Source organism: Streptomyces sp. NPDC060049, assembly GCF_042736715.1.
In the GTDB taxonomy this organism is placed as follows: domain Bacteria; phylum Actinomycetota; class Actinomycetes; order Streptomycetales; family Streptomycetaceae; genus Streptomyces.
Genome location: NZ_JBHWVV010000003.1, coordinates 79,710 through 104,028, shown reverse-complemented (window position 1 = coordinate 104,028; position 24,319 = coordinate 79,710). Strand labels below are relative to the sequence as shown.

27 protein-coding genes are annotated in these 24,319 nt (G+C 71.6%); 12 read left to right on the top strand and 15 right to left on the bottom strand.

The window, feature by feature from the left end; genetic code table 11:
• Positions 1–58: 58 nt before the first annotated feature.
• Positions 59–811 carry an MBL fold metallo-hydrolase gene (locus ACFWBY_RS05745; RefSeq protein ID WP_385334286.1) on the bottom strand — a complete coding sequence of 251 codons (753 nt, stop codon included), beginning with the start codon at positions 809–811 and terminating at the stop codon, positions 59–61.
• 263 nt (positions 812–1,074) lie between these two features.
• On the opposite strand from ACFWBY_RS05745, the gene ACFWBY_RS05740 reads away from it, so the two are divergent.
• On the top strand, positions 1,075–1,485 hold the full coding sequence (locus ACFWBY_RS05740; RefSeq protein ID WP_385334284.1) for a hypothetical protein: 411 nt from the start codon (positions 1,075–1,077) through the stop codon (positions 1,483–1,485).
• Between the two features lie 29 nt (positions 1,486–1,514).
• Complete coding sequence (locus ACFWBY_RS05735) at positions 1,515–1,817, top strand: DUF488 domain-containing protein (protein WP_385334282.1); 303 nt, start codon at positions 1,515–1,517, stop codon at positions 1,815–1,817.
• Positions 1,818–1,973: 156 nt separating this feature from the next.
• Here ACFWBY_RS05735 and ACFWBY_RS05730 read toward each other — a convergent pair whose 3' ends face one another.
• From ACFWBY_RS05730 to clpS, 7 genes are all read right to left on the bottom strand, one after another.
• The gene (locus tag ACFWBY_RS05730; protein ID WP_385334280.1) at positions 1,974–2,924 is read right to left on the bottom strand and encodes a PLP-dependent cysteine synthase family protein; all 951 of its coding nucleotides are present in this window, start codon (positions 2,922–2,924) and stop codon (positions 1,974–1,976) included.
• A complete protein-coding gene (locus tag ACFWBY_RS05725; protein WP_385334278.1) occupies positions 2,924–3,211 on the bottom strand; it encodes a MoaD/ThiS family protein in 288 nt (95 codons plus the stop codon). The genes ACFWBY_RS05730 and ACFWBY_RS05725 overlap by 1 nt, the downstream gene beginning before the upstream one ends.
• Before the next feature lie 86 nt (positions 3,212–3,297).
• On the bottom strand, positions 3,298–3,402 hold the full coding sequence (locus ACFWBY_RS05720; protein WP_385334276.1) for a putative leader peptide: 105 nt from the start codon (positions 3,400–3,402) through the stop codon (positions 3,298–3,300).
• Between the two features lie 110 nt (positions 3,403–3,512).
• The gene (locus ACFWBY_RS05715) at positions 3,513–3,935 is read right to left on the bottom strand and encodes a Mov34/MPN/PAD-1 family protein (RefSeq protein ID WP_385334274.1); all 423 of its coding nucleotides are present in this window, start codon (positions 3,933–3,935) and stop codon (positions 3,513–3,515) included.
• Between the two features lie 148 nt (positions 3,936–4,083).
• Positions 4,084–5,511: an amino acid permease gene (locus ACFWBY_RS05710; protein ID WP_385343878.1), complete on the bottom strand. Its 1,428-nt coding sequence runs from the start codon at positions 5,509–5,511 to the stop codon at positions 4,084–4,086.
• 343 nt (positions 5,512–5,854) lie between these two features.
• Positions 5,855–6,460, bottom strand: a complete 606-nt coding sequence (locus tag ACFWBY_RS05705) for a DUF2017 domain-containing protein (protein WP_385343880.1) — start codon at positions 6,458–6,460, stop codon at positions 5,855–5,857.
• The gene (gene clpS, locus ACFWBY_RS05700; RefSeq protein WP_385343883.1) at positions 6,460–6,774 is read right to left on the bottom strand and encodes an ATP-dependent Clp protease adapter ClpS; all 315 of its coding nucleotides are present in this window, start codon (positions 6,772–6,774) and stop codon (positions 6,460–6,462) included. The genes ACFWBY_RS05705 and clpS overlap by 1 nt, the downstream gene beginning before the upstream one ends.
• An 81-nt stretch (positions 6,775–6,855) precedes the next feature.
• On the opposite strand from clpS, the gene ACFWBY_RS05695 reads away from it, so the two are divergent.
• The 3 genes from ACFWBY_RS05695 to ACFWBY_RS05685 all read left to right on the top strand — a co-directional run bounded on the left by ACFWBY_RS05695 (position 6,856) and on the right by ACFWBY_RS05685 (position 9,462).
• The gene (locus tag ACFWBY_RS05695) at positions 6,856–8,184 is read left to right on the top strand and encodes a nicotinate phosphoribosyltransferase (RefSeq protein WP_385343886.1); all 1,329 of its coding nucleotides are present in this window, start codon (positions 6,856–6,858) and stop codon (positions 8,182–8,184) included.
• Between the two features lie 168 nt (positions 8,185–8,352).
• Entirely contained in the window at positions 8,353–8,952 is a 600-nt protein-coding gene (locus ACFWBY_RS05690; RefSeq protein ID WP_385343888.1) for an isochorismatase family protein, read from the top strand.
• A 141-nt stretch (positions 8,953–9,093) separates the two neighbouring features.
• The gene (locus ACFWBY_RS05685) at positions 9,094–9,462 is read left to right on the top strand and encodes a hypothetical protein (protein ID WP_385343891.1); all 369 of its coding nucleotides are present in this window, start codon (positions 9,094–9,096) and stop codon (positions 9,460–9,462) included.
• Between the two features lie 70 nt (positions 9,463–9,532).
• On the opposite strand, the gene ACFWBY_RS05680 is transcribed toward ACFWBY_RS05685, so the two are convergent.
• Positions 9,533–9,874 carry a hypothetical protein gene (locus tag ACFWBY_RS05680; protein ID WP_385343894.1) on the bottom strand — a complete coding sequence of 114 codons (342 nt, stop codon included), beginning with the start codon at positions 9,872–9,874 and terminating at the stop codon, positions 9,533–9,535.
• Positions 9,875–9,986: 112 nt separating this feature from the next.
• Positions 9,987–12,395 (bottom strand): immune inhibitor A domain-containing protein, encoded by a 2,409-nt coding sequence (locus ACFWBY_RS05675; protein WP_385343899.1) that lies wholly within the window; start codon positions 12,393–12,395, stop codon positions 9,987–9,989.
• 492 nt (positions 12,396–12,887) lie between these two features.
• Here ACFWBY_RS05675 and ACFWBY_RS05670 point away from each other — a divergent pair, with 492 nt between their 5' ends.
• Entirely contained in the window at positions 12,888–13,160 is a 273-nt protein-coding gene (locus ACFWBY_RS05670) for a hypothetical protein (RefSeq protein ID WP_385343902.1), read from the top strand.
• Positions 13,161–13,273: 113 nt separating this feature from the next.
• Here ACFWBY_RS05670 and ACFWBY_RS05665 read toward each other — a convergent pair whose 3' ends face one another.
• Both ACFWBY_RS05665 and ACFWBY_RS05660 read right to left on the bottom strand, forming a co-directional pair.
• Entirely contained in the window at positions 13,274–14,053 is a 780-nt protein-coding gene (locus ACFWBY_RS05665; protein WP_385343905.1) for an RDD family protein, read from the bottom strand.
• 124 nt (positions 14,054–14,177) lie between these two features.
• The gene (locus tag ACFWBY_RS05660; protein WP_385343908.1) at positions 14,178–15,464 is read right to left on the bottom strand and encodes an RDD family protein; all 1,287 of its coding nucleotides are present in this window, start codon (positions 15,462–15,464) and stop codon (positions 14,178–14,180) included.
• Between the two features lie 293 nt (positions 15,465–15,757).
• Between ACFWBY_RS05660 and ACFWBY_RS05655 the strand changes: the two genes are divergently transcribed.
• The gene (locus ACFWBY_RS05655; protein WP_385343911.1) at positions 15,758–16,237 is read left to right on the top strand and encodes an SsgA family sporulation/cell division regulator; all 480 of its coding nucleotides are present in this window, start codon (positions 15,758–15,760) and stop codon (positions 16,235–16,237) included.
• Between the two features lie 35 nt (positions 16,238–16,272).
• On the opposite strand, the gene ACFWBY_RS05650 is transcribed toward ACFWBY_RS05655, so the two are convergent.
• Positions 16,273–17,691: an FAD-binding oxidoreductase gene (locus ACFWBY_RS05650; protein WP_385343914.1), complete on the bottom strand. Its 1,419-nt coding sequence runs from the start codon at positions 17,689–17,691 to the stop codon at positions 16,273–16,275.
• 96 nt (positions 17,692–17,787) lie between these two features.
• On the opposite strand from ACFWBY_RS05650, the gene ACFWBY_RS05645 reads away from it, so the two are divergent.
• Positions 17,788–19,335 (top strand): hypothetical protein, encoded by a 1,548-nt coding sequence (locus ACFWBY_RS05645; protein WP_385343917.1) that lies wholly within the window; start codon positions 17,788–17,790, stop codon positions 19,333–19,335.
• A gap of 150 nt (positions 19,336–19,485) precedes the next feature.
• On the opposite strand, the gene hppD is transcribed toward ACFWBY_RS05645, so the two are convergent.
• Entirely contained in the window at positions 19,486–20,637 is a 1,152-nt protein-coding gene (gene hppD / locus ACFWBY_RS05640) for a 4-hydroxyphenylpyruvate dioxygenase (protein ID WP_385343920.1), read from the bottom strand.
• Between the two features lie 133 nt (positions 20,638–20,770).
• Here hppD and ACFWBY_RS05635 point away from each other — a divergent pair, with 133 nt between their 5' ends.
• From ACFWBY_RS05635 to ACFWBY_RS05620, 4 genes are all read left to right on the top strand, one after another.
• Positions 20,771–21,241 carry an Lrp/AsnC family transcriptional regulator gene (locus tag ACFWBY_RS05635; RefSeq protein WP_112448141.1) on the top strand — a complete coding sequence of 157 codons (471 nt, stop codon included), beginning with the start codon at positions 20,771–20,773 and terminating at the stop codon, positions 21,239–21,241.
• A 110-nt stretch (positions 21,242–21,351) separates the two neighbouring features.
• The gene (locus tag ACFWBY_RS05630) at positions 21,352–21,948 is read left to right on the top strand and encodes an ArsR/SmtB family transcription factor (protein ID WP_385343923.1); all 597 of its coding nucleotides are present in this window, start codon (positions 21,352–21,354) and stop codon (positions 21,946–21,948) included.
• A 49-nt stretch (positions 21,949–21,997) separates the two neighbouring features.
• Complete coding sequence (locus tag ACFWBY_RS05625) at positions 21,998–22,210, top strand: hypothetical protein (protein ID WP_385343925.1); 213 nt, start codon at positions 21,998–22,000, stop codon at positions 22,208–22,210.
• Positions 22,207–23,499, top strand: a complete 1,293-nt coding sequence (locus ACFWBY_RS05620) for an MFS transporter (protein ID WP_385343928.1) — start codon at positions 22,207–22,209, stop codon at positions 23,497–23,499. Before ACFWBY_RS05625 ends, ACFWBY_RS05620 begins: the two co-directional genes overlap by 4 nt.
• Here the strand turns inward: ACFWBY_RS05620 and ACFWBY_RS05615 are convergent.
• Positions 23,429–24,226 carry a S16 family serine protease gene (locus tag ACFWBY_RS05615; protein ID WP_385343931.1) on the bottom strand — a complete coding sequence of 266 codons (798 nt, stop codon included), beginning with the start codon at positions 24,224–24,226 and terminating at the stop codon, positions 23,429–23,431. The genes ACFWBY_RS05620 and ACFWBY_RS05615 overlap by 71 nt on opposite strands.
• Between the last annotated feature and the right edge of the window lie 93 nt (positions 24,227–24,319).

The following is a 24,319-nucleotide window of genomic DNA, read 5'->3' as shown; positions in this document are numbered from 1 at the left end:
CGAAGGAGCCCCCGCTCTCCCGGAAGGGAGGGCGGGGGCTCCTTCGTACCTCGGCGGCTCAGACCTCGTAGACCGCGCCCGCGTGCGCCAGGTCCACCGGGCCGCCGTAGACCGCGCGGGCGTCGGCCACGTTCTGCCGGGCGTCCGTCCACGGCGGGATGTGCGTCAGGACGAGCCGGCCGACCCGCCCGGCCAGGGCGTACTCGCCGGCCTCGCGCCCGTTGAGGTGGAGGTCGGGGATGTCCTCCTTGCCGTGCGTGAAGGAGGCCTCGCACAGGAAGAGGTCGCTGTCAGCGGCGAGCAGCCCCAGTTCGGGGCAGACGCCGGTGTCACCGGAGTAGGTCAGCGAGCGGCCGCCGTGCTCGACGCGGATCCCGTAGGACTCGACCGGATGGGACACCTTCTCGGTACGGATCTGGAACGGGCCGATCTCGAAGCTTCCGGACTTGAGGGTCCGGAAGTCGAAGACCTCGCTCATGGAACGCTCGTCGGGGACGTCCTCGTAGGCGGTCGAAAGCCGCTTCTCGGTGCCCTCGGGGCCGTAGACGGGGATGGTGCCGCAGCGGCCGCCCTCGTGGCGGTAGTAGCGGGCGACGAAGTAGGCGCACATGTCGATGCAGTGGTCGGCGTGCAGATGGCTCAGGAAGATCGCGTCGAGGTCGTAGAGGCCGATGTGCCGCTGGAGCTCGCCGAGGGCACCGTTGCCCATGTCGAGGAGCAGCCGGAAGCCGTCGGCCTCGACGAGGTAGCTCGAACAGGCCGATTCCGCGGACGGGAACGAACCCGAACAGCCGACGACGGTGAGCTTCATGGAGCGTGAACCTCCGTGGACGGTCCGTGGACGGAATGCGGGCCGTGCGTGGGTCGAGCGTAAGGCGCGAAACCTCCGGTCGCTCCTCCGCGGCGGGCCGTTGTGGGGGGAATCACCTGTGCTGTCACCCGGGGGAGCGACGGGGCGGATCCGGGTTGCCGTCCGGCGGTGCTGCCGGTACGGCATACGGGGGCGGGCCGGGTCCGGCGGCCGCCCGGCGCGGCCGCCGCGCCGGGCGGTGCGGGCGCGGCTACGGTCGGAGTATGGACACGTCCTGGTGGCCGGCGGTCGCCGCGGTGGTGGTCGTGATCCTGCTGGTACTGCTCCCCCGGCGGGCGCGGCAGGTGCCCCACGCCGCCGAGCCGCCGCACGCGCCCGGGCCGCCGCCCAGGCCGCGGCCCGGAGAGCTGTGGTCCCTGTCGGGCGAACGGCCCTGCCTGGTGCTGGCCGTACAGGGCCACTGGGCGCGGATCGCGCGGATCACCGCGAAGTACGACGACCGGCGCGCGGGGGTGATCCCGCTGCCGCCGGGCGTGGTGGGTGCGCGGGGCGGATTCCTGGAGGCGGACCGGGTGGTGGAGGTGTCGGTATGGGAGTTCGCGCGGGCACGGCGGCTGGGGACGGTGGATCCGGCGGTGTGGGACGAGGTGAAGGGACTCGGGTCGTCCGGCTGAAGCGGGTCTACGATCCCGCGGAGCCGGGGGTGGACGGAGTCAGGGTGCTCGTGGACCGGCTGTGGCCGCGCGGGCTGTCGAAGGAGGCGGCGGAGGTCGACGAATGGGCGAAGGCCGTCGCCCCGTCGACGGAGCTGCGCAAGTGGTTCCACGGGGGCGGGTCCGCTGCGGAGTTCCGGGAGCGGTACGCGGTGGAGCTGGAAGCGGCACAGGCGGTGGCGGAGATCGCCCGTCTGCGGGAGCTCGCCGCGGCCGGACCGGTGACCCTGGTGACCGCGGTCAAGGATCCGCCCGCGAGCCACGCCGGCGTCCTGGCCGAGCTGCTCTCCTGACCCACCGGCCCGGCTGCCCGCGGCTCCCGAGCCCCGCGGCCCCGGCCGGTCCGCCGGCCGCACGGAGCCGCCGCACGGAGCCGCCGCACGGAGCCGCCGCACGGAGCCGGGGCTGCCACGCCGCCGCGTACCGCGCACCCCGTAAGCCGGGGCCGGTTACGCCCAGAGCTGGCCCTGGAGGACCTCGATCGCTTCTTCCGTCGTCGCGGCCGTGTAGACGCCCGTCGAGAGGTACTTCCAGCCGCCGTCGGCCACGACGAAGACGATGTCGGCGCTCTCGCCCGCAGCGACCGCCTTGCGGCCGACGCCGATCGCCGCGTGCAGCGCCGCGCCCGAGGAGACGCCCGCGAAGATGCCCTCCTGCTGGAGGAGTTCCCGGGTGCGGGTGACCGCGTCGGCCGAGCCGACCGAGTAGCGGGTCGTGAGGACCGACGCGTCGTACAGCTCGGGGACGAAGCCCTCGTCGAGGTTGCGCAGGCCGTAGACGAGGTCGTCGTAGCGCGGTTCCGCCGCCACGATCTTGACGCCCGGTACGTGCTCGCGCAGGTAGCGGCCCACGCCCATCAGCGTGCCGGTGGTGCCGAGGCCCGCAACGAAGTGGGTGATCGACGGGAGGTCCGTGAGGATCTCCGGGCCGGTGGTGGCGTAGTGGGCGCCCGCGTTGTCCGGGTTGCCGTACTGGTAGAGCATCACCCAGGAAGGGTTCTGCCGCGCCAGTTCCTTCGCGACGCGCACGGCGGTGTTCGAACCGCCCGCCGCGGGCGAAGGGATGATCTCGGCTCCCCACATGGCCAGCAGGTCGCGCCGCTCCTGCGAGGTGTTCTCCGGCATCACGCACACGATCTTGTAGCCCTTGAGCTTCGCCGCCATCGCCAGGGAGATGCCGGTGTTGCCGGAGGTGGGCTCCAGGATGGTGCAGCCGGGGTACAGCCGGCCGTCCTTCTCGGCTTGTTCGACCATGTGGAGCGCGGGGCGGTCCTTGATCGAGCCGGTCGGGTTGCGGTCCTCGAGCTTCGCCCAGATCCGTACGTCGTCGGAGGGCGAGAGCCGGGGCAGCCGGACGAGCGGCGTGTTGCCGACCGCGGCCAGGGGGGAGTCGTAGCGCATTACTTCGATCCGCCGGCTACGGCCGGGAGGATGGTGACGTTGTCGCCGTCCTTGAGCTCGGTGGCGATGCCCGCGAGGAAGCGGACGTCCTCGTCGTTGAGGTAGACGTTGACGAACCGGCGCAGCTCGCCGCCCTTGGCCTCGTCGATGATGCGCTCCTGGATTCCCTTGTGGCGGGTCTCCAGGTCCGAGAAGAGCTCGGACAGGGTCGCTCCCTCACCGGTGACGGCCTTCTCGCCGGCCGTGTAGGTGCGGAGGATGGTGGGGATGCGGACCTCGATGGCCATGGCAGGCTCCAGTCAGGGTGGTGAGGGAAGGCGGGCGAAGCGAAGGCGGGCGTGAGCGCGCGGGCCCCGCGCGGGGCCGGCGGCGTTCAGGCCGGACAGATGGCGCTGGCGAGGCGGCACAGGTCGACGTGCAGCCGCGCCACAAGCAGCAGCCTGCTGGGCGTCTCGATGCTCACGTCATGGGGAACCATGCGGTCATGTTAACGATTCCCGGTCCCTGGTTTGGAGTGTGATCCCACATCGTGGACGAATACCGCTCACATACTGGGCAGTAGCTCATGCGCCGGTCTTTTCGGGGCCTTCAGTAGGCCTCGACCACCCGTACTTCTTCCTCCGTGATCACGCCTTCGACGATCCGGTACGAGCGGAACTGGAACTCCCCGAGGCCGTCTTTGTCGGCGGTGGAGACCAGTACGTAGTGCGCGTTCGGCTCGTTCGCGTAGGTGATGTCCGTGCGCGAGGGGTAGGCCTCGGTCGCCGTGTGCGAGTGGTAGACGATCACGGGGTCCTCGTCCCGGTCGTCGAGCTCGCGGTAGAGCTTCAGCAGGTCCTTCGAGTCGAACTCGTAGAACGTGGGCGAGCGGGCCGCGTTCAGCATCGGCACGAACCGCTCCGGGCGGTCCGCGCCCGCCGGGCCGGCCACGATGCCGCAGGCCTCGTCGGGGTGGTCCTGACGGGCGTGCGCGACGATCTGGTCGTACAGGGCCTGGGTGAGGGTCAGCATGAGCGACAGGATAAGCAGACGGGCCCTCCCGTACCGAGGAGTGGTACGGGAGGGCCCGGATCCTGGACTCGCGCGGCCGGCGACGCGGCCGCGAGAGCGTGGTTCCCGGCCGCGGCAGGCGGCCGGGAACCACGGTTCGAAGGGGCCGTTACGAGGCCTTGGTGAAGGCGGCGCCGCGCGGGTCGCGGGACTTCATCACCAGGTACGCGACGCCGAGCAGCAGACCCCACAGCGGGGCGCAGTAGAGCGAGACGCGGGCGTCCTTGTCGACGCCCATCATCACGATGACCATGCCGATGAAGGCCAGGGCGAAGTAGCTCGTGTACGGGGCGCCGGGGGCGCGGAACGGCGACTTCGGCAGGTCGCCGCGGTCGGAGGCGGCCCGGTAGCGGATCTGGCAGACCAGGATCATGATCCAGGCCCACATGCCGGAGATGGTGGCGAAGGAGACGACGTAGTCGAAGGCCTTGCCGGGGGCGACGTAGTTGATCCAGACGCCCACGAGCATGAGCGCGGCGGAGAAGGTGGTGCCGACCAGCGGGGTGCCGCTCTTGGTGAGCTTCGTGAAGAACTTCGGGCCCTGGCCGTTGAGCGCGAGGTCGCGCAGCATGCGGCCGGTGGAGTACATGCCGGAGTTGCAGGACGACAGGGCCGCGGTCAGGACGACGAAGTTGACGATCGCGGCGCCGACGCCGAGGCCCATCTTCTCGAAGGCGGCGACGAAGGGGCTGACGCCGGGCTGGAACTCGTGCCACGGGACGACCGACAGGATCATGATCAGGGCGCCGACGTAGAAGACGGCGATGCGCCACGGCACGGTGTTGATGGCCTTGGGCAGGGTCTTCTCGGGGTCCTTGGACTCGCCGGCGGTGACGCCGACCAGCTCGACGGCGAGGAAGGCGAACATCACGATCTGCAGGGTCATCAGCGTGCCGCCGATGCCCTTGGGGAAGAAGCCGCCGTCGTTCCACAGGTTGGTGACGGTCGCCGTGTCGGCGGCGTCGGAGAAGCCGACGGTGAGGATGCCGGCGCAGATCAGGATCATGCCGACGATGGCGGTGACCTTGACCATGGAGAACCAGAACTCCAGCTCGCCGAAGAGCTTCACGGAGATCAGGTTGGCGCCGTAGAGGATGACGGTGAAGATCAGCGCGTACGCCCACTGCGGGAAGCTGTCGTGGGTCCAGTACGCCATGTACTGCGCGGCCGCGGTGACTTCGGTGATGCCGGTGACCACCCAGAAGAGCCAGTAGGTCCAGCCGGTCACATAACCCCAGAAGGGGCCGAGGAACTCCCGGGCGTAGTCCGAGAAGGACCCGGACACCGGGCGGTACATGAGCAGTTCGCCCAGGGCCCGCATGATGAAGAAGATGACCAGGCCCGCGATGGCATAGGCCAGGATCAGGCTCGGTCCGGCCTTGGAGATGGCCTTGCCGGCTCCCAGGAAGAGGCCGGTTCCGATGGCGCCGCCGATCGCGATCATCTGGATCTGGCGGGCCCCGAGTGCGCGGTGGTACCCCTCGCCGCCGCTCCCGGTGGTGTCGTGCTGCTGCTCGTCGACCTGTACGGAGGTCATGTCTGGTGCGCCTTTCTCCACGCCGACCCGCGCCTTCACTGGCTGCGGATCGGGTCCTCGATCCCCCCGGATACGGATGGAGTTGCACGCCGGCGGTCAGCCGGTTCAAGCAGGCCGGGGGGCATGGGTGGCGCCCCGTCGGCGGTCGTGAAGATTTATCACGTGCTTACGGGTGGCCGAGGGGAGAAAATGTGACGCAGGCCGCAAAAAAATACGGACATAGGCTCCACAAACGAAACAGATCACCACATCGTGGTGATCTGATCGTTATCCGGATTTGAGCGTCCGCTGAGCGAACCGACGTTCCGCTTGAGGATCTTCAGAGGGTTCCCCGGAGGATCGCTCAGAGGGTCTCGACGAGGGTCTCCTGGAGACCGCCGAGCCAGAGGTACGCCATCACCATCGGCTTGCGCGGATCCTCGTCCGGCAGCCGGAGGAGCGCGGCGCTCTCGTCGTCCTCGGTGATGTCGAGGCGGGCCGCGATGGTGAGCCGCAGGTCGTTCAGGGACCCGAGCCAGCGCAGCGGCAGCTCGCCGGTGAGCTCCAGGACGGCCGCCCCGTCGGCGGCCGGGGTGAGCCCGTCGAGGCTCCGTACGACGGCCAGCGCGTCCTCCCGCTTGCGGGTGCGCAAGTCGTTCTCGGTGAAGCGGCGGAATTCGGCCGAATGGGCGCGCAGCTCCGCCTCGTCGGCGCCCGGGCCGGTGTCCGGGCCGCCGTAGGCGTCGGGGAAGAGCCGGGCGAGGGCGGGGTCGGACGGGGGCTCGGTCGGGCCGTCGGAGCCGGCGAAGAGCGCGGCTAGCGGATCGGCCTGCGGGTCGGGCTCGGGCTCGCCGGGGCCGATGAGCTCCAGGAGCTGCACGGCCAGCGAGCGCAGGATCGAGATCTCGATCTCGTCCAGCGCGATGGCAGCGCCGCCACCGCCGTCGAGGGCTTCGAACACGCCCCCCATCAGTTGCGGTCCTGGGACATGGTCGCCCACAGCCCGTAGCCGTGCAGGGCCTGCACGTCGCGTTCCATCTCCTCGCGGCTGCCGCTGGAGACGACGGCCCGCCCCTTGTGGTGGACGTCGAGCATCAGCTTGTTCGCCTTGTCCTTGGAATAGCCGAAGTACGCCTGGAACACGTACGTCACGTAGCTCATGAGGTTGACCGGGTCGTTGTGCACCAGGGTCACCCACGGGACGTCGGGTTCGGGGACCGCGAAGGTCTCTTCGGCCGATTCGGTGCGTTCGATCTCAATGGGAGCAACACTCACTCGTCCCATGCTGCCACTGCCGGGGGCCTGTCGCACAAACGGGCCCCTACATCTCGTCACTTTGACGAGATGTGCGCTAGCATCCGTCACATGAACCCTGCGGACCTGGGCCTGCCGGTGGACGTGCCGTCGACAGCGCTCTTCACGGACCATTACGAGCTCACGATGCTGCAGGCCGCGCTGGCCAGCGGCACCGCCGACCGGCGTTCGGTCTTCGAGGTCTTCACCCGGCGGCTGCCGGAGGGACGGCGCTACGGCGTGGTCGCGGGGACCGGCCGGGTGCTCGACGCGGTGGAGAACTTCCGCTTCGACGGCGCCGTACTGGAGTTCCTGCGCGAACGCTCCGTCGTCGACGCGCGCACCCTCGACTGGCTGGCCTCCTACCGCTTCTCGGGCGACATCTGGGGCTACCCGGAGGGCGAGGTCTACTTCCCCGGCTCGCCGGTCCTGCGCGTCGAGGGCAGCTTCGCCGAGTGCGTGCTGCTGGAGACCGTGATCCTGTCGATCCTCAACCACGACTCGGCGATCGCCGCGGCCGCCTCCCGGATGTCCTCGGCGGCCGGCGGCCGGCCGCTGATCGAGATGGGCGCGCGGCGCACGCACGAACTGGCGGCCGTGGCCTCCGCCCGCGCCGCGTACGTCGGCGGCTTCACCTCGACCTCGGACCTGGCGTCCGGCTTCCGCTACGGGATCCCCACCGTCGGTACGAGCGCGCACGCCTTCACCCTGCTGCACGACACCGAGCGGGACGCCTTCACGGCGCAGGTCGCCTCACTGGGAAGCGGCACCACGCTGCTGGTGGACACCTACGACGTGGCGGAGGCGGTCCGCATGGCCGTGGAGGTGGCCGGGACGGACCTCGGCGCCGTCCGGATCGACTCCGGGGACCTCCTGCTGGTCGCGCACCGGGTGCGCCAGCAGCTGGACGAGCTGGGTGCGACGGCGACGAGGATCGTGGTCACCTCGGACCTGGACGAGTACGCGATCGCCTCGCTGGCGGCCGCTCCGGTCGACGCGTACGGGGTGGGCACGCAGCTGGTGACGGGCAGCGGGCACCCGACGTGCTCGATGGTCTACAAGCTGGTGGCGCGGGCGGCCTCGGCGGACGTGAAGGCGCCGCTGGTCTCGGTGGCGAAGAAGTCCTCGGGCGGCAAGACGTCCATCGGGGGCCGCAAGTGGGCGGCGCGGCGGGTCGACTCCGACGGGATCGCGGAGGCCGAGGTCATCGGGACGGGGCCGGTGCCCGCGGCGCTGGCCGACACACAGCTCCTCGTCCAGCTGGTCAAGGGGGGCGAGGTCGTGGCCCGCGAGTCCTTGGAGACGGTCCGCGACCGCCACCGCGAAGCGCTGGCGCGTCTGCCCCTGTCCGCGACGCAGCTCTCGCGGGGCGAGGCCGTGATCCCGACCGAGTACGTGTAGTACGCGGACGGCGCCCCGGACATCCGGCCCGCCGCGGTCCGGGCTCCGGGGCCCCGGGCGGGCCCGCGAGGGGTCCGGGGCGCCGCCCCAGTTTCGAGGAGGGGCGGGGCGGGGGAAGAGCCCCCGCGGGGTCCCCCTCACCACACACCGAGCCGAAGGGCACCGGACATGCACCGCGCACTGATCGTCGTCGACGTCCAGAACGACTTCTGCGAAGGCGGCAGCCTCGCGGTCACCGGCGGGGCCGACGTGGCCGCCGCCATCACCGAGCTCGTCGGGCAGGCCACCGCGGGCTACCGGCACGTCGTCGCCACCCGCGACCACCACGTCGATCCCGGGTCCCACTTCGCGCACCCGCCGGCCCAGCCGGACTACGAGACCTCCTGGCCGGTCCACTGCGTCGCCGGGACGGAGGGAGTGGGCTTCCACCCCAACTTCGCTCCCGCGGTCGCCTCGGGGGCCGTCGCGGCCGTCTTCGACAAGGGGGCGTACGAGGCTGCGTACAGCGGCTTCGAGGGGGCGGACGAGAACGGCCACGGGCTCGCGGAGTGGCTGCGGGACCGGCACGTCACCGAGGTCGACGTGGTCGGCATCGCCACCGACCACTGCGTCAAGGCCACGGCCCTGGACGCGGCGCGCGCGGGGTTCCGCACCCACGTGCTGCTGGACCTGACGGCCGGGGTGGCCCCGCACACCACGACCCGGGCCCTGGCCGAGCTCCGCGAGGCCGGGGTGGAGCTGTCCGGGACTCCCGTCGTGGCCGACTGAGGCCGGGAGCGGGCGCGGCGCCGGAGCACACCGGACAAGTTGGGGCGGATTTCCGTCAAAGCCGCGAAACCCTCCTGCGGAAGATCGCGAAGCCTGGAAACGTGTCGCGGGTCAACACCTGCGACAAGGAGGCGATCCGTGATGTTCAGGTTCACCGGCCCGGCGGACGACGGCACCCCGGCCGACCACCCCTCGCTCCGCGGCCGCGGCACGATCAGCCTGGCGGCGGCCGACGGGGGCTGGCAGCCGACCTTCGTGTGGTCGGGTCAGGCCCGGACGTCCCCGGGGCACGCCGACGAGCTGCCCCTGACGGCGGGGGCCGAGGTCCGCACGCCCGAGGGCACCGCGCTGCTCGAGTTCCGCATGCGCGGGACCCGGCAGCCGGCCTACAGCTTCGGGCACACCCTGGGCGGCCGGCTCCCGGCGGGCGCCTACACCGTGGAGTGGTGGACCGCCCGCGACGACGACGGCGCGCGGGTGGGCGGAAGCTTCGGCTTCGAGCTCGCCTGACGGCGCCCCGCCCCCGCTCTCGCCCTCGCTCCCGCTCCCGCTCCCGGCGGCCCTCCCGGGCACGACCCCGCTACGCGCGGCCCAGCAGCGCCCGGATGGGGTGCCACAGCTCCGCCGCCCGGTCCGGCGCGCAGCGCCACAGCAGGCCGTCGGGGTGGTGCAGGACGGCGGTGACTTCGTCCGGGGTCGGCGGGTGGGCGTTGCCGCGCAGGTAGACGGCGCGCATGCCGAGGTTCCGCAGCCTGGTCAGGGCGCGGGCCCGGTTCGCCGCGTGCACCAGCACGCGGACGTTTCCGCCCTCCTCGGAGCACTCCGCCGCGCCTGCCGCGGAGCCCTCCACGGCCGGTCTGGGCAGCGTGAGCGCGACGACCACGCTGCCGCCAGGCAATCGGACGAAACCTCCACCGGGCATGTCTTCATCTCCCCCGTCAATAAGAAACTCAGCTCACGCATCTAAACGCGATCGGCCGCCGCCCGCTAGAGGGGCGACGGCCGATCATGCTTTGACCTGCGGCTTTACCGAATTACTTAACGGCGGGGCCGACCTCGACCGTCATCTGGAGACCGTCGTACGGCTCCTTCACGATCTTGATCTTGGTGTTGGTGTCAGTGACCTTCACCGAGCCGGTCGGGTTCTCGTCGTAGTAGTACTTGCCCTTGTGGTCGTCGAAGACCAGGTTGGTGGGCTTCGGCTTCAGGAACAGCGCCTCACCGTTCTTGTGCAGGGTGAAGGCATCCGTGGAGTACGCGCTGAAGGTGGCGTCGTACGGCTGGATCTTGTTCCGCAGCAGGGTGCCGTCCGACCACTTCATCGGCTTGGCGTTGGCGTCGATCGGAAGGATCAGACCGGCGCCGGGGTGCTGGCTGGTGTTGTTGTCCTTCTGGGAGGTGTCCCACTGCCAGATCAGAAGACCGTCCTGGTAGGGGTAGTGCTCCACCCAGTTCGGCTTCGTGTTGGTGAAGCCGAAGTTGTACGGGCCCACCTTGAGGGTGGTGTCGTACGACACGTACCGGCGGTTCTCGGCCAGGTAGTACTGCGCGTACTCCTTGGTGAAACCGTTGCCGACGCGGGAGAAGCCCTTGCCGGTCCAGCCGTTGTCGCCGGCCTCGGCACCGTCGGAGAACAGCGTGGCGCCGTTCGCCGTGATGGTGAGGGCGTCGGCCGTGAAGCCCTTGCCGCCCGCGCCGCCGTCCGTCTGGTAGCGGAAGCGGAGGTCGACCTTCTTGCCCGCGTAGGCGTCCATCGGGAAGTTGAGGTTCTTCCAGGCACCCGAGACGCCGGTGAGCGACGGGCTGCCGGAGGCGTCGACCGGGAGGTCGGTGCCGTCGGCGGTGCCGGCGAGGGCGGTCCAGTTGGCGCCGCCGTCCGTGGAGACCTCGGTGTACAGGAAGTCGTACTCCGCCTCGATGTCCCACCAGCCCTTGAGGGACAGGGCCGCGGAGGTCTTGCCGGTCAGGTCGACCGAGCGGGTCAGGGTGTTCTTGAGGTCGTCACCCATGTTGCTCCACCACTGGGTGGAACCCTCGGCGGGAGCGACGATCTCGGTCTTGACCGGCTTCTTCGGCAGCTCGACGAGGAGCGCCTGCTTGTCCTTGGTGTTGTACTCCGCCACGCCCAGCTTGTGGGTGGACTTCGTCGCGGCCTTGGCCGTGTCGTAGTTCAGCCAGCCCAGCTGGAACTTGTCCCAGGCGTTCATGTCGCCCGGGAGGTCGCCTATGGAGTCCTTGCCGTTGCCGAGCCAGGAGCCCGCCGACATCAGGGACCAGAAGCCGACCGAGTTCTCGCCGCCACCGGAGGTGTCGTAGAGGTCCGGGAGGCCCAGGTCGTGGCCGTACTCGTGCGCGAAGACGCCGAGGCCGCCGTTCTCGGGCTGCATCGTGTAGTCGCCGACCCAGATGCCGGTCTCGCCGATCTGGGTGCCGCCGGCCTTGTTGTTCTCCGGGCCGGTCTTGCCCGCCTGCGTGCCGTAGGCGTACCAGCGGTGCGCCCACAGGGCGTTCGTGCCCTGCACGCCGCCGCCGGCCGACTCGTCCTCGCCCGCGTGGACGATCTGGAAGTGGTCGATGTAGCCGTCGGGCTCGTTGAAGTTGCCGTCGCCGTCGAAGTCGTAGCGGTCCCAGAGGTCGTACTGGGCCAGCTGCGCCTTGATCTGCGCGTCGGTCTTCCCGGCCTTCTTCTGGCCCTCGGCCCAGGCGGTCACGCCGTCCTTGACCGTGTCCCAGACGTTGGCGCAGTTGGTCTGGCCGCAGTAGTTCGAGCCGTAACGGGCCTCGTTGTACGGGACCTTGACCCAGTCGGCGACCTCGCCGTCGACCGAGTAGCGACCGGAGGAGGTCTTCTCGTAGTAGGTCTTCAGCGAGTTCTTGCCCGCACCGGTACCGAAGTACAGGTCCTGGAAGTACGCGCGGTTGAAGTCCTTGCGCCAGGCCGTGCTGTTGTTCACCGCACGGTCGGGCTGGGCGATCTGGTTGTGCATCGGGCCCGCGTTGCCGCCGTACTTGGGCGCGGGCGGCTTGGGGCCGCCCGGGCCGTCCGGGTCGAACATGGTGGTGCTGTCCACCTGGTCGCCGAAGTCGACGAGGATCGTGAAGATCTTGTCGGTCTTCTCACGGCCGAGCTCGACGTACTTCTTGTCGTCGAGCTTGACGACCTTGGAGGCGCCGCGCTGCTCGACGCCCTTCTTGCCGGTCAGCACCTGCTCCAGGGCAGCCTTCTTGGCCTGCTCCTGCTGGTCGCTGAACGGACCCTTGAGGTTGTGCTTGACCTGCTCCTTGGAGGGAGCGGTCGGGTCCTGGCGGTCCGCGGTCGGCACGCTCAGACCCGGGTCGGCCTGGGCGATGGTGAAGGCCGCACCGGTGGCCGCGGTGGCGGCCAGGGTCACGCCGACTGCGGCAGCGCGCAGCGCGCGTCTTCTGACGGAGTTGCTGGTCACTTGATGTCGTTCCCCTCCCGCGGCCGCGAAGTGGTGCGGAACGTCTCCATAGGAGCGGGGGGTTCCGTGCGGCGCGCGTCTCAAGTGACGACATTTGACAAGAGAGTCGCAAGAAAAGACAGACCTTGACTTGTTCCTTACAACTGCACTATGCGGTCAGTCAGTTCCGCTATTCGGACGTTCCCCGGCCATAGCGGACGAAGGGTGCGTCCCGGCGCCCTCCCGGGAGGCACACCGGCACCTTCCATCCTTCACCACCCGCCCCGCCCCACCTCTACGCCCCCTCTACATCCCCTCTACGCCCCCTCCGCGCGCGCTCGCACCGGCCCGGAGAATGACCCCCGTGCGCCCCCTGTGCTCCGTCGCCACGCGTCAGATGGGTTAGGTCGCGCTTACCGACAGTTCCCCTCGGGCATCCACCGTCGTAAGAGTCACTCGGCTCAAGACCTGGCCGGGCCGACTCCCCCTCCCGCTTCGAGGACGGAAATCGTCATGCCGCGTCCGACTGCCGCACAGCTCGCCTACGGGTCCGCCACCGTCATCGTGTCGACGATCGCCATGCTGCTGCTCTCGCAGACGAGTACGGGACTCGGCGTCGCGGTCATCTCCGCCGCCGCGCTCGTCCTCGGGCTCCTCGTCGCACTCACCGTCCCGGTCCCCCGCCGCCGCGGGCGGCACGCCGCGACCCGGCCGGGGACCGCCTCGCCGGTGCCCGACACGGTGCCGCAGGACGTGGCGGCGGTCGAACACCCCGTGCACCACTGACCCGTCACCGGCCCGCCCGGCCGCGCACAGCGCCGCGCGGGCGGCCTCCCCGGTGGGGAGACCGCCCGCGCGCTGAGCTGCGTACGCCTGGGTGATGCCGCGTCAGCGGTGCACTAGGCAGTCGACTGGACCACCACCGTCTTGGCCACCTTGTCGTGCAGGCCCTGTTTGTACGGCTTGTCGACGAGGATCGAGATGACGAGTGCGATCGGCCACAGGCAGAAGCAGCAGATCAGTGTGGGCAGCCAGAGCACGGCCGCGCGCGCGAGCGCGGCGCCGGACTGCGGGACGCTGCCGTCGTTGAGCATCGCGACGCGCAGGCCCAGCCACTTCTTGCCCAGGGTCTGGCCGTTCTTCTTCGTGAACCACCAGTCGTAGCCCACGTAGGCGAGGATCGAGATCAGCGTCATGACCAGGCCGCTGCCGCTGTAGGACCTGGTGATGACCTCCGTGACGTCCTCGCCGTCGTTCGTCTCGACCGAGTAGCGCTTGCGGTCGCCGACGGCCAGCTGGATGAGGAACAGCGGGACCGCGATGATCAGCACGTCGACGACGCGTGCGGCGAGACGCTTGCCGAAGTCGGCGAGCGGGGGCATCCCGGCGAGCGGGTCGGGCATGCCGTAGCCGCCGCCACCGCCGTACGGGTCTCCGCCGCCTTCGTAGGGGGGTGGCGGGGGTGGATAGCCGCCTCCGCCACCGGGAGGGGGCGGAGGTGGCGGGAAGCCTCCGCCTCCGCCACCCGCGGGGGGCGGGGGAGGCGGGAAGCCTCCGCCTCCGCCGGGGGGCGGCGAGCCGTACGGCGAACCACCCGACGGGGGCGTCGGTTCCTGGGGCTTCTTGAGGAACGGGTCGTCCTCGGGCGGCTCGCCCGGCGGCGGCTGGTCGGTGCTCATGGCCCGAGTCGAACCCGTCCCGGCCCGGCCCGCAACGGGACCGCGTCCGTCCGGGGGACGCACGGACGCGGGCGGGCCCGCCGGCGCCGGCGGAGGGCCCGTCGACGGGTCAGGGACGGACCGGCTAGCGGGCCGCGTACGTCCGTGCGGCGCGGTCGTGGAGGGCCCGGCGGCGGGGACGGTCCGCGAGGGCCCACAGGGCCCCCGGGAGGCCCAGAAGGGCGTACACGAGCCAGCGGCGCAGCGCCGCGCCGAAGGTGGGCGGGCGCAGCGTCACGGTGGACAGGACGCGCACGCCGAGGAGCTTCTTGCCCGGGGTGCGGCCCCAACGGGCGGTGGGCAGGGCCTCGTAGAAGACGCCGAAGACGAGGACGGCGGCCAGGACGAGGGCCAGCCGGCCCGCGACGGCGCCGTCGAACAGCCACACGGTCGTGGTCCGCCCGCTCACCCGGGCCGCGTCCACCTTGGCCTGGAGGTGGGCGGTGACCTCGGGCACCAGGGGCAGTGCGATCCCGATCGCGAAGGCACCGAGTACGAGGGAGTCCAGGAACCGTGCCACGGCGCGCCGCGCGAGCCCGGCGGGACGCACGGCCCGCTCGGCCATCCGCTCGAACACGGCCCGCCCGGCTGCGGACCGGGGCACGGCCGGCAAGGGGGGTACGGCGGCCGGCGGGGGTACGGCGGCCGGCGGGAGGACGGCGGTCGGCGAGGGCGCGGAAGCCGCGGGCGGCGCGGCGGCGGGTACGGGGGCCGCGGCCGGGGCGGCGCGCTCTACGGGTGCCGGGCGCACCGCGGGTGCCGGGCGCACCGCGGGTCTCGCCGCCGGCCGGGCCCGGGCCGCGGGCTCGGCCGGCCACACCGGGGCGGCGGGCCACACCGGAGCGGGAGCCGGGGCGGGGGCGGTAGGCGCGGGGGCGGCGGGCGCGGGGGCGGCGGGCCTGACCGGGGAGCGGGCCGACAGGATGCCGAGTACCTCCGGGGCCGCGGAGCCGGAGACCCGGGCGGTGACCGGCGTGCGGGCCAGCGAGATCCCGGCCGGGCGGGCGGCGGGCGGCTCGTTCCCCCAGGACACCCGGTGGTCGCGCGGCCCGCCGAAGCCGGACTGGTGGAGCGGATCGGCCTGCCACACGGCGGCCTCGGGCTCCGCCGCACCGGCGCGGACGGCCTCGCGCCACGGTTCCGGCTCGGGTTCCGGATCGGGTTCCGGCTCGGGCTCGGGCTCGGGCAGAGCAGGGCTCGCTCCGGTCTCGTCGAGGAACACCGGACCCGTCTCGTCGGCCGTGACCGCGGGGCGGCTCGTACCCGGAACCCAGTTCAGGCCGTTCCAGAACCTGACGTACCCGGGGATGGACGGATCGGGGTAGTAGCCCTCGCGGGCCGCGTGCTCGCCGTCACCAGGGGAGGCCGTCAATGTCCCCAACTCCGATCGTGGCTTGAGGGTTGCGCAGGTGTGGACCATAGCCAAGAACCGCCCCCCGGCAGGTCCGGTAACGGGAGAATGCAAGCCTTCGAGCGAATGCGGTCTCCTCCGCACGATTTCGGTCACTCGACAGAATTCGGCCAATCCGCACCTCGCCCCGCGAAGTCGCGTCATCACCGGGCACTTCGACGCTCTCTCCAGGCGCGGGGCCGATTTCCGGCCCCGCGCACCGCCCGGCAACGCACACGAACACGCACACGCACACGCACCGAAGTGAGGCCGTCATGCACCACCCCGTCATCGAACGCGAGCTGGAACTGAAGCTGGTCCTCTCCCCCGAGCGCAGCATCGCCGTCCCGGCCCGGCTGCTCTACCTCACCGACGACCCGTACGCCGTCCACATCACCTTCCACACCGGCTCCAGCACCCCGGTCAACTGGACCTTCGCCCGCGAGCTGCTCGTCGAAGGGGTGTTCCGCCCGTGCGGCCAGGGCGACGTGCGGATCTGGCCCACGAAGATCGACCGCAAGGCCGTCCTGTGCATGGCGCTCAGCTCCCCCGACGGCGACGCCCTGCTCGAGGCGCCGGCCACGTCCGTGTCCGCCTGGCTGGAGCGGACCTTGCGGGTCGTGCCGCCCGGCACCGAGGCCGACCGGCTCGGCCTCGACGCGGCGCTGGCCGAGCTGCTCGCGCCGACGCCCGCCGACGACCTGTGGATGCGCGATCCGTGGCCTTCGGACGAGTCGGCCGACGGAGAGGTGTGAGGTCCGGCGGGCGGGGCCCCGCGCCGCCGGGCGGTTCAGAACAGCTTGCCCGGGTTGAGCAGTCCCTCCGGGTCGAAGGCGTGCTTGACGGCGCGCTGCATCTCCAGGCCCACCGGGCCGAGTTCGCGGGCGAGCCACTCCTTCTTCAGGACGCCGACGCCGTGTTCTCCCGTGATGGTCCCGCCCAGCGCGAGTCCCAGCGCCATGATCTCGTCGAAGGACGCGCGGGCCCGCCGGGTCTCGTCCTCGTCGGCCGGGTCGAAGCAGACGATGGGGTGCGTGTTGCCGTCGCCGGCGTGCGCGCAGACCCCGATGAGCAGGTCGTGGGCGCGGGCGATGGCGGCGGTCCCGTCCAGCATCTCGGCGAGCCGCGAGCGCGGTACGCACACGTCGTCGATCATGGTCGCGGGCCGCAGGGCCTCCAGCGCGGGCAGGGACATCCGCCTGGCCTGCAGGAGCAGTTCGGACTCCGCCGCGTCCTCGGCCGGTACGACGGCGCTCGCCCCGGCGGCGGCGCACAGCGATCCCGCGGCGGCCAGGTCGGCCGGCGCGTGCGGGGTGTCGAAGGCGACGAGCAGCAGGGCCTCGGTGGTCTCGGGCAGGCCCATCCTGCCGAGCGCGTTGACGGCGCGGACGGTCGTACGGTCCATCAGTTCGAGGAGCGAGGGCGTCAGGCCCGACTCCATGACGGCGCAGACCGCTTCGCAGGCGGCCGCGGCCGAGGGGAACTCGGCGGCGAGCGCGAGTTGGCGGGGCGGGGCCGGGCGCAGCGCGAGGACGGCCCGGACGACCACGCCGAGGCTGCCCTCGGAGCCGACGAAGAGGCGGGTCAGGTCGTATCCCGCGACGCCCTTGGCGGTGCGTCGGCCCGTGCGCAGGAGCCTGCCGTCGGCGAGGACGACGTCGAGGCCGAGTACGTATTCGGCGGTGACCCCGTACTTGACGCAGCACAGGCCGCCGGCCGCGGTGCCGATGTTCCCGCCGATGGTGCACTGCTCCCAGCTGGAGGGATCCGGCGGGTAGCACAGGCCGCGCTCGGCGACGGCGCGGGACAGGACGGCGTTGACGACGCCCGGTTCGACGACGGCTATCCGGTCGACGGTGTCGATCTCCAGGATCCGGTCCATCTTCACGAGGGACAGCACGACGCAGCCGTCGGAGGCGTTGGCCGCGCCCGACAGGCCCGTGCGGGCGCCCTGGGGGACCACGGGGACGCGGAGGGCGTGGGCGGTGCGCAGGACGTGCTGGACCTGTTCGGTGGTGCGGGGCAGGGTCACGGCGGCCGGGGTGCCTGCGGCGCAGAAGCTCGCCATGTCGGTGGCGTAGGAGGCGGTCACCTGGGGGTCGGTGAGCAGGGCCTCGGGCGGGAGGCCTTCGAGGAGCCGCGCGCGGAGCAGGGCGTGGAGCCCCTCGCGGGACGGGGAGTCGAGCGTGGTGGAAACGTCGTCATCCATGAGGCCAGAGTGGCATTCGGGGCCATCGGTGTGAACACGCCCGCCACCTTCTGCGGACACCTCCGTGAGCTCTTCATATTGACGCACAGTGACCCCATGGACCCTATGCGTGAGGCGACCCTCTCTCAGGAAAGGCAGCGGCAGGCTGCCCCGCCCGTGACCTTCACCGGCCGCAAGACGCTCGTGGCGGCGGCTGTCGCGGTGGTCCTGATCGCCGGGGCGCTGCTGATCCGGCCGGTCCGTGCGGGCGACGACGCGCGTCCGCCGGGGCCCAGCGAACGGGCCCGTGCGGCGGTCGGGATGGGCGCGCCGGCCGCGGCGGTGGACCTTACGGCGCTGGTCGCGGACCGGGAGAAGTGGGTCGCGGAGCACGGGGACGACGAGGGCTCCTGGGCGGTGCTCGGGTCGGCGTACCTGGAACAGGCGCGGCGCACGGCCGATCCCGGCTGGTACCCGAAGGCGGAGAAGGCCCTGAAGCGGTCGCTGCAACTGCGCCCGGCCGAGAAGGGCAACTTCGACGCGATGACGGGCATGGGCACGCTGGCCAACGCCCGGCGGGACTTCGGGACGGGCAAGCGCTGGGGCGAGCTCGTACGGGCGCAGGCGCCGAAGCGGTGGACTGCGTACCCGGTGCTCGTGGACGCGTACACCGGGCTCGGGGACTACAAGGCGGCCGAGAAGGCGATGGAGCGGCTGGTGGACCTGCGGCCCGGGTTGGCGGCGTTCGCCCGGGCCTCGCAGGTGTACCGGGACCGGGGCTGGCGCGAGGACGCGGCCATGTCCATGGAGCACGCGGGCGGCGCGGCGAAGACCCCGGCGGAGAAGGCGTACGTGCAGTTCCGGCTCGGTGAGCTGGCGTGGGAGCGCGGTGACGAGGGTGAGGCGCTGCGCCAGTACGAGGCCGCGCTGCGGACCGATCCGGCGCAGGCGCAGGCGCTGGGCGGCCGGGCGCGGGTGCTGGCGGCGCTGGGGCGGGGCGGGGAGGCCGTACGGGACTACCGGCTGGCGCTGGGCCGGACGCCCTCGGCGGGTCTGGCGCTGGAGCTGGGCGAGCTGTTGGAGTCGCTGAAGCGCGGCGACGAGGCGCAGGCGGTGTACGAGGGGCTCGAGGCCCAGGCGGCCCGCAGCGGGGTGAACGAGGAGCTGGTCCTCGGGCGGTACGAGGCGGACCACGGCGATGCGGGCGCGGCGGTACGGCGCCTGACGGCGGAGTGGGCCCGGCACAAGAGCGTGCAGGTGGCGGACGCGCTGGGATGGGCGCTGCACCAGGCGGGCGACGACACGGCGGCGCTGGAGCACGCGAAGAAGGCCACCGAGCAGGGGGTGCGCCTCGCGGAGTTCTCCTACCACCGGGCGATGATCGAGCGCGGCCTTGGCGACGAGGCCGGGGCGCGGCGGCACCTGGAGGAGGCGCTGCGGACGAATCCGCGGTTCTCCCCGCTGCGGGGGCCGCTGGCGAAGGAGGCGCTGGCGTCGATCGGCCGGCCGCCGGCCGGCGGCCCGGAGAACATGCAGCCGGCCACCCCGTGGGAGGCCCCGGAACTCCCGAAGGCCAAGCCCGTGGCCGAGGCGGTGGCGAAGGCCGCGGCGAAGCCGAAGGCGGCGTCCGCGCCCGAGCCGAAGCCGTCCCCGTCGGGCCGCTGACGCGACGCGGCCGCCCGGCCGCGCGGGCCGGGGGTGGCTCCACGCGGCAGCCGGGAGCCCGGGGCGCGGGGTCCCGGAGGAGCCCCCGGGGCGGCGCCGCGGAGGCCCCCGCTCCCCCGGTGTCCGCGCCCGGGACCCGGAGCCCGCGGCCTACAGGTTGCCGCGCTTCTCCTGCTCCCGCTCGATCGCCTCGAACAGCGCCTTGAAGTTGCCCTTGCCGAAGCCCATCGAGCCGTGGCGCTCGATCATCTCGAAGAAGACCGTCGGGCGGTCCTGCACCGGCTTGGTGAAGATCTGCAGCAGGTAGCCGTCCTCGTCGCGGTCGACGAGGATCTTGAGCTCGCGCAGGATCTCGACCGGTACCCGCGTCTCGCCGGCCCACTCGCCGAGCGTGTCGTAGTAGGAGTCCGGGGTGTTCAGGAACTCCACGCCGGCGGCACGCATCGAGCGGACCGTCGCCACGATGTCGTTCGTGGCGAGCGCGATGTGCTGGACGCCGGCGCCGCCGTAGAACTCCAGGTACTCGTCGATCTGCGACTTCTTCTTCGCGATGGCCGGCTCGTTGATGGGGAACTTCACCTTCAGGGTGCCGTCCGCGACCACCTTCGACATCAGCGCCGAGTACTCGGTCGCGATGTCGTCGCCCACGAACTCCTTCATGTTCGTGAAGCCCATGACCTTGTTGTAGAAGGCCACCCACTCGTCCATCCGGCCGAGCTCGACGTTGCCCACGCAGTGGTCGATGGCCTGGAAGGTGCGCTTGGCCGGGGGCTCGACCATCGGGTCGACGGAGACGAAGCCGGGCAGGTAGGGGCCGGTGTAGTCGCCGCGCTCGACCAGGGTGTGCCGGGTCTGGCCGTAGGTGGCGATCGCCGCCAGGCGTACGGTGCCGTGCTCGTCCTTGAGCTCGTACGGCTCGTCCAGCCCGCGGGCGCCGTGCTCGACGGCGTACGCGTACGCGGCGTGCACGTCCGGGACCTCGATCGCGAGGTCGACGACGCCGTCGCCGTGGTCGGCGACGTGCTCCGCGAGGAAGCGGCCGTGGTCGGTGGACGCCTTGATGACCGAGGTGAGGACGAAGCGCGCGGCGCCGTTGGTCAGCACGTAGCTGGCCGTCTCGCGGGTGCCGTTCTCCGGTCCGCGGTAGGCGACGAGCTTCATGCCGAAGGCCGTCGAGTAGTAGTGCGCGGCCTGCTTGGCGTTGCCTACGGCGAAGACGACCGCGTCCATGCCCTTGACGGGGAAGGGATCGGCTTTGGCGGCGGTGTGCGGGGCGGTGTCCAGCGGCTGGGTCTCAGTCATGACCGCAGAGTCCCGCCGTTCCACAAGCTGCGCAACAGTTTCCATTTCTGCTGTACAGAGTGCCCAGCAAGAGCCCACCATGGCTGGAATATCTGTGCACTATGACCACCGACCGACCACCCCGGAGGTACCGATGGGAATCGACGAACTCGACGGGCGGCTCATCGTCCTTCTGGCCCGCGAGCCGCGGATAGGGGTCCTGGAGGTCTCGCGCCGGCTCGGCGTGGCCCGCGGCACCGCGCAGGCCCGGCTCGACCGGCTCCAGTCGAACGGGGTCATCCGCGGGTTCGGTCCGCAGGTGGATCCGGCCGCCCTGGGGTACCCGGTGACCGCCTTCGCCACGCTGGAGATCAAACAGGGGCAGGGGGCCGACGTACGGGCGCACTTGGACGGGGTGCCGGAGGTCTTGGAGCTGCACACCACGACCGGGCACGGGGACATGCTGTGCCGGCTCGTGGCGCGCTCCAACGCGGACCTGCAACGGGTGATCGACCGGGTGGTGGCGTTCGACGGGATCGTCCGGGCCTCGACCGCGATCGTCATGGAGAATCCCGTTCCCCTGCGGATCATCCCGCTGGTCGAGCAGGCGGCCGAGGACGACTGAACCCTCCTGCCGCGAGTGGCCCTTCCTGCGCGAGCCGACCGGGCGAGTTCCAAAGGAGACGTTGCAAAGAAACCCTTGCATAGACTTCTTTGCAACTCTACTGTCGACGCATGCCCGAGAAGAACGCCGAGTCGCCGCAGCCCTCCGAGCCGAAGATCCGCACGCTCGACGCCCATTCGCTGCGCGGCCTCGCCCACCCCCTGCGCATGCGCATCCTGGGCACCCTGCGCCTGCGCGGGCCCGCCACCGCCTCGCAACTGGCGGCGGAGCTCGGGGAGTCCAGCGGGGCCACCAGCTACCACCTGCGCCAGCTCGCCGCGTACGGCTTCGTCGAGGACGCCCCCGAACACGGCAAGGGCCGCGAACGCTGGTGGCGCCCCTGCCAGGACGGCACGGCCTTCGACGAGGCGCTGATCTACGACCCCGACCCGGCCACCCGTGGCGCCGCGGACGTCTTCCTGACCGAGATCGTGAAGATCCACGGGCAGGAGCTGGCCACCTGGCTGGGCGACGCGGAGAACTGGCCGAAGGAATGGCGCCGGGCATCCGACCTCAGCGACTTCTCCTTGCAGCTGACCGCGGAACAGAGCCACGAACTGATCCTCAAGATGCACGACTTGGTCAACAGCTACCGCGATCTGCCGCCCTCGGAAGGCACGGAGACGGTCCGTTTCCACACGCACGCCTTCCCCCGCCGCGGCAAGTAACCCTCCTCCTTCCGTCACCCGCACCCTCCTCCGCACAAGGAGTCATGCCGTGCACGTCTTCAGCCATGCCGAAATCCATGCCACCCGCGTCGCCGAGGCCGCCGCCTGGCGCCGCGCCCGGGGCGCGGCCCCGTACCGCCCCGCCCCCGCCCCGGCGCTGCGCAACCGGCTCGGCGAGGCCCTGATCGCCGCCGGCATCCGCCTGATCCAGCCCGCCCACCTGCACGCCCGCATCACCCGCCCGCACGGCGGGATCGCATGAGCCTGCGCCCCTTCACCGCCGTCCTGATCGCCAACACCATCTCGATAGCGGGAAGTTCGCTCACCCTCATCGGCGTCCCGTGGTTCGTCCTGCAGACCACGGGCAGCGCCGGACGGGCCGGGATCGTCGCCTTCTGCGCGACGCTGCCCGTGGCCGTCGCCGCACTGATCGGCGGCCCGGTCATCGACCGGATCGGCCGCCGCCGGGTCTCCGCCGCCTCCGACCTCATCTGCGGCCTGTCCGTCGCCGCGATCCCGCTCCTGCACTACGCCGGGCTGCTGGAATTCTGGATGCTGTGCGCGCTGATGGCCGTCGGCGGCCTCGTGCACACCCCCGGACTCACCGCGCGCTACGTCCTGCTCCCCCACCTCGCCGAGCACGCCGGCACCACCGTCACCCGCGCCGCCAGCCTCTACGACGCCGTCTCGCGCGGAGCCCGCATGATCGGGGCCGCGCTGGCCGGCGTACTGATCGCCACGGTCGGCGCCGAGTCCGTCCTGCTGCTCGACGCGGCGACCTTCGGCGCCTCCGCGCTGCTGGTCGCCGCGTTCCTGCGGGGCATACCGGCCGCCGAGCCGCAGCGCGCCGCCGAGAAGGTGTCACTGGCCGGCTACCGGGCCGAATTCGCCGAGGGCTGGGCGTTCCTGATCCGCTCGCGGCTGCTGCTCGGCATCACCCTGATGGTGATGATGACCAACGGCCTGGACCAGGGCTGGTCCTCGGTCCTGCTGCCCGTGCACGGCAGCGAGGCCTTGGGCGGGGCCGCCGCGCTGGGACTGATGATCGCCCTCTTCGGCGGGTCCGCGCTGCTCGGAGCCCTGCTCTACGGAGCGTGGGGCGAGCGGTTGCCCCGCAGGGCCGTCTTCGCCGCGGCCTTCCTGCTGTGCGGAGCCCCCCGCTACGCGGTCGCCGCCCTCACCGACACCCCGCTGCCGCTCGCGGTGACGATGGCGCTGTCCGGGCTGGGCGCGGGCGTGCTCAACCCGATCCTCACCACGGTGATGCTCGAGAAGGTGCCCGACGGGCTGCGCAGCCGGGTCATGGGCGTGACCACGGCCGGCTGCGAGCTGACGATGCCGCTGGGCGGGCTGGCCGCCGGGCTGCTCGTCGACGGGTTCGGGGTGACACGGGCGCTGCTGGTGTTCGGCGGGGTGTACTTCCTCGTCACGCTCACGCCACTGCTGTTCCCGGCCTGGCGCGGACTGTCGGCACCCCGGATCAGCAGGACGGAACCGGTTCGCCCTTCTGCAGAGCCCGCAGCGCGTTCACCGCATCCGTCAGCGAGGTGACGGGAACCAGCTGAAGCCCCTGGGGCAGTTCGGACCCCGCGTCCGAGCACTCCGCGGCCGGTACGAGGAACACGCTCGCGCCGTCGCGCCGCGCGGCCTGGGTCTTCAGGGCCACCCCGCCGACCGCGCCGACCTTGCCGTCGCCGCTGATCGTGCCCGTACCGGCGATGGTGCGGCCGCCGGTGAGATCGCCGCCGCTGCCGTTCCCGTCGAGCTTGTCGACGATGCCGAGGGAGAAGAGCAGCCCGGCACTGGGGCCGCCGACGTCGGCGAGGTTCAGCTGGACCTTCACGTCCTCGGGGTTCTTGTGGAGGAAGCCGAGCGCGGCCTCGGCGGCCGTCGACTGCGACTTGGTCATCTCCTCCAGGTTGTGCTCCTCGATCTCCTCGTCGCTTCCTCCCGAGGAGTACACGGCCTCGCGGGGCAGGACCGCTCGGCTGGTGTCGAACCAGTCGCCGACCAGTTCGGGGAGGGTGACGGAGGTGGAGGGGCCGGTGGCCTGGATGGTGGTCATCCGCAACTGGCCCGTGGTCTGGCGGGTGGGCGCCCCCGTGACCGTGATGACCGGCTTGCCGTCGCGGGAGCCGAGCACGTCGGCGGTGAGGCCCGGCTGCGCGATCACGAAGGGCAGCGGCGCCGCCGCCGCGACGGCGAACAGCGCGAGGACGGGCACGGCGCAGACGGCGAGGGCGGCGGGACGCGGCAGGCGTGTGAGGCGAGAGAGCACCCGGTCAATCTAGCGCGGCCGCCCGGCAAGGGGTCGGGCCGCGCCCCCCGGGGGGACGCGGCCCGATCCTGCACGTGCTCCGGAAGCCGGCGG

Excerpts from the sequence above, each read along its gene's own strand:
- ACFWBY_RS05645 (WP_385343917.1), top strand. The coding sequence starts at position 17,788 with ATGGACCCTATGCGTGAGGCGACCCTCTCTCAGGAAAGGCAGCGGCAG.
- hppD (WP_385343920.1), bottom strand. The coding sequence starts at position 20,637 with ATGACTGAGACCCAGCCGCTGGACACCGCCCCGCACACCGCCGCCAAA.
- ACFWBY_RS05720 (WP_385334276.1), bottom strand. The coding sequence starts at position 3,402 with ATGGTTCCCCATGACGTGAGCATCGAGACGCCCAGCAGGCTGCTGCTT.
- ACFWBY_RS05650 (WP_385343914.1), bottom strand. The coding sequence starts at position 17,691 with ATGGATGACGACGTTTCCACCACGCTCGACTCCCCGTCCCGCGAGGGG.
- ACFWBY_RS05710 (WP_385343878.1), bottom strand. The coding sequence starts at position 5,511 with ATGACCTCCGTACAGGTCGACGAGCAGCAGCACGACACCACCGGGAGC.
- ACFWBY_RS05730 (WP_385334280.1), bottom strand. The coding sequence starts at position 2,924 with ATGCGCTACGACTCCCCCCTGGCCGCGGTCGGCAACACGCCGCTCGTC.
- ACFWBY_RS05745 (WP_385334286.1), bottom strand. The coding sequence starts at position 811 with ATGAAGCTCACCGTCGTCGGCTGTTCGGGTTCGTTCCCGTCCGCGGAA.
- ACFWBY_RS05680 (WP_385343894.1), bottom strand. The coding sequence starts at position 9,874 with ATGCCCGGTGGAGGTTTCGTCCGATTGCCTGGCGGCAGCGTGGTCGTC.
- ACFWBY_RS05695 (WP_385343886.1), top strand. The coding sequence starts at position 6,856 with ATGAACCCTGCGGACCTGGGCCTGCCGGTGGACGTGCCGTCGACAGCG.
- ACFWBY_RS05685 (WP_385343891.1), top strand. The coding sequence starts at position 9,094 with ATGTTCAGGTTCACCGGCCCGGCGGACGACGGCACCCCGGCCGACCAC.
- ACFWBY_RS05630 (WP_385343923.1), top strand. The coding sequence starts at position 21,352 with ATGCCCGAGAAGAACGCCGAGTCGCCGCAGCCCTCCGAGCCGAAGATC.
- ACFWBY_RS05705 (WP_385343880.1), bottom strand. The coding sequence starts at position 6,460 with ATGGGGGGCGTGTTCGAAGCCCTCGACGGCGGTGGCGGCGCTGCCATC.
- ACFWBY_RS05670 (WP_385343902.1), top strand. The coding sequence starts at position 12,888 with ATGCCGCGTCCGACTGCCGCACAGCTCGCCTACGGGTCCGCCACCGTC.
- ACFWBY_RS05655 (WP_385343911.1), top strand. The coding sequence starts at position 15,758 with ATGCACCACCCCGTCATCGAACGCGAGCTGGAACTGAAGCTGGTCCTC.
- ACFWBY_RS05715 (WP_385334274.1), bottom strand. The coding sequence starts at position 3,935 with ATGCTGACCCTCACCCAGGCCCTGTACGACCAGATCGTCGCGCACGCC.
- ACFWBY_RS05665 (WP_385343905.1), bottom strand. The coding sequence starts at position 14,053 with ATGAGCACCGACCAGCCGCCGCCGGGCGAGCCGCCCGAGGACGACCCG.
- ACFWBY_RS05690 (WP_385343888.1), top strand. The coding sequence starts at position 8,353 with ATGCACCGCGCACTGATCGTCGTCGACGTCCAGAACGACTTCTGCGAA.
- clpS (WP_385343883.1), bottom strand. The coding sequence starts at position 6,774 with ATGGGACGAGTGAGTGTTGCTCCCATTGAGATCGAACGCACCGAATCG.
- ACFWBY_RS05620 (WP_385343928.1), top strand. The coding sequence starts at position 22,207 with ATGAGCCTGCGCCCCTTCACCGCCGTCCTGATCGCCAACACCATCTCG.
- ACFWBY_RS05725 (WP_385334278.1), bottom strand. The coding sequence starts at position 3,211 with ATGGCCATCGAGGTCCGCATCCCCACCATCCTCCGCACCTACACGGCC.
- ACFWBY_RS05740 (WP_385334284.1), top strand. The coding sequence starts at position 1,075 with ATGGACACGTCCTGGTGGCCGGCGGTCGCCGCGGTGGTGGTCGTGATC.
- ACFWBY_RS05635 (WP_112448141.1), top strand. The coding sequence starts at position 20,771 with ATGGGAATCGACGAACTCGACGGGCGGCTCATCGTCCTTCTGGCCCGC.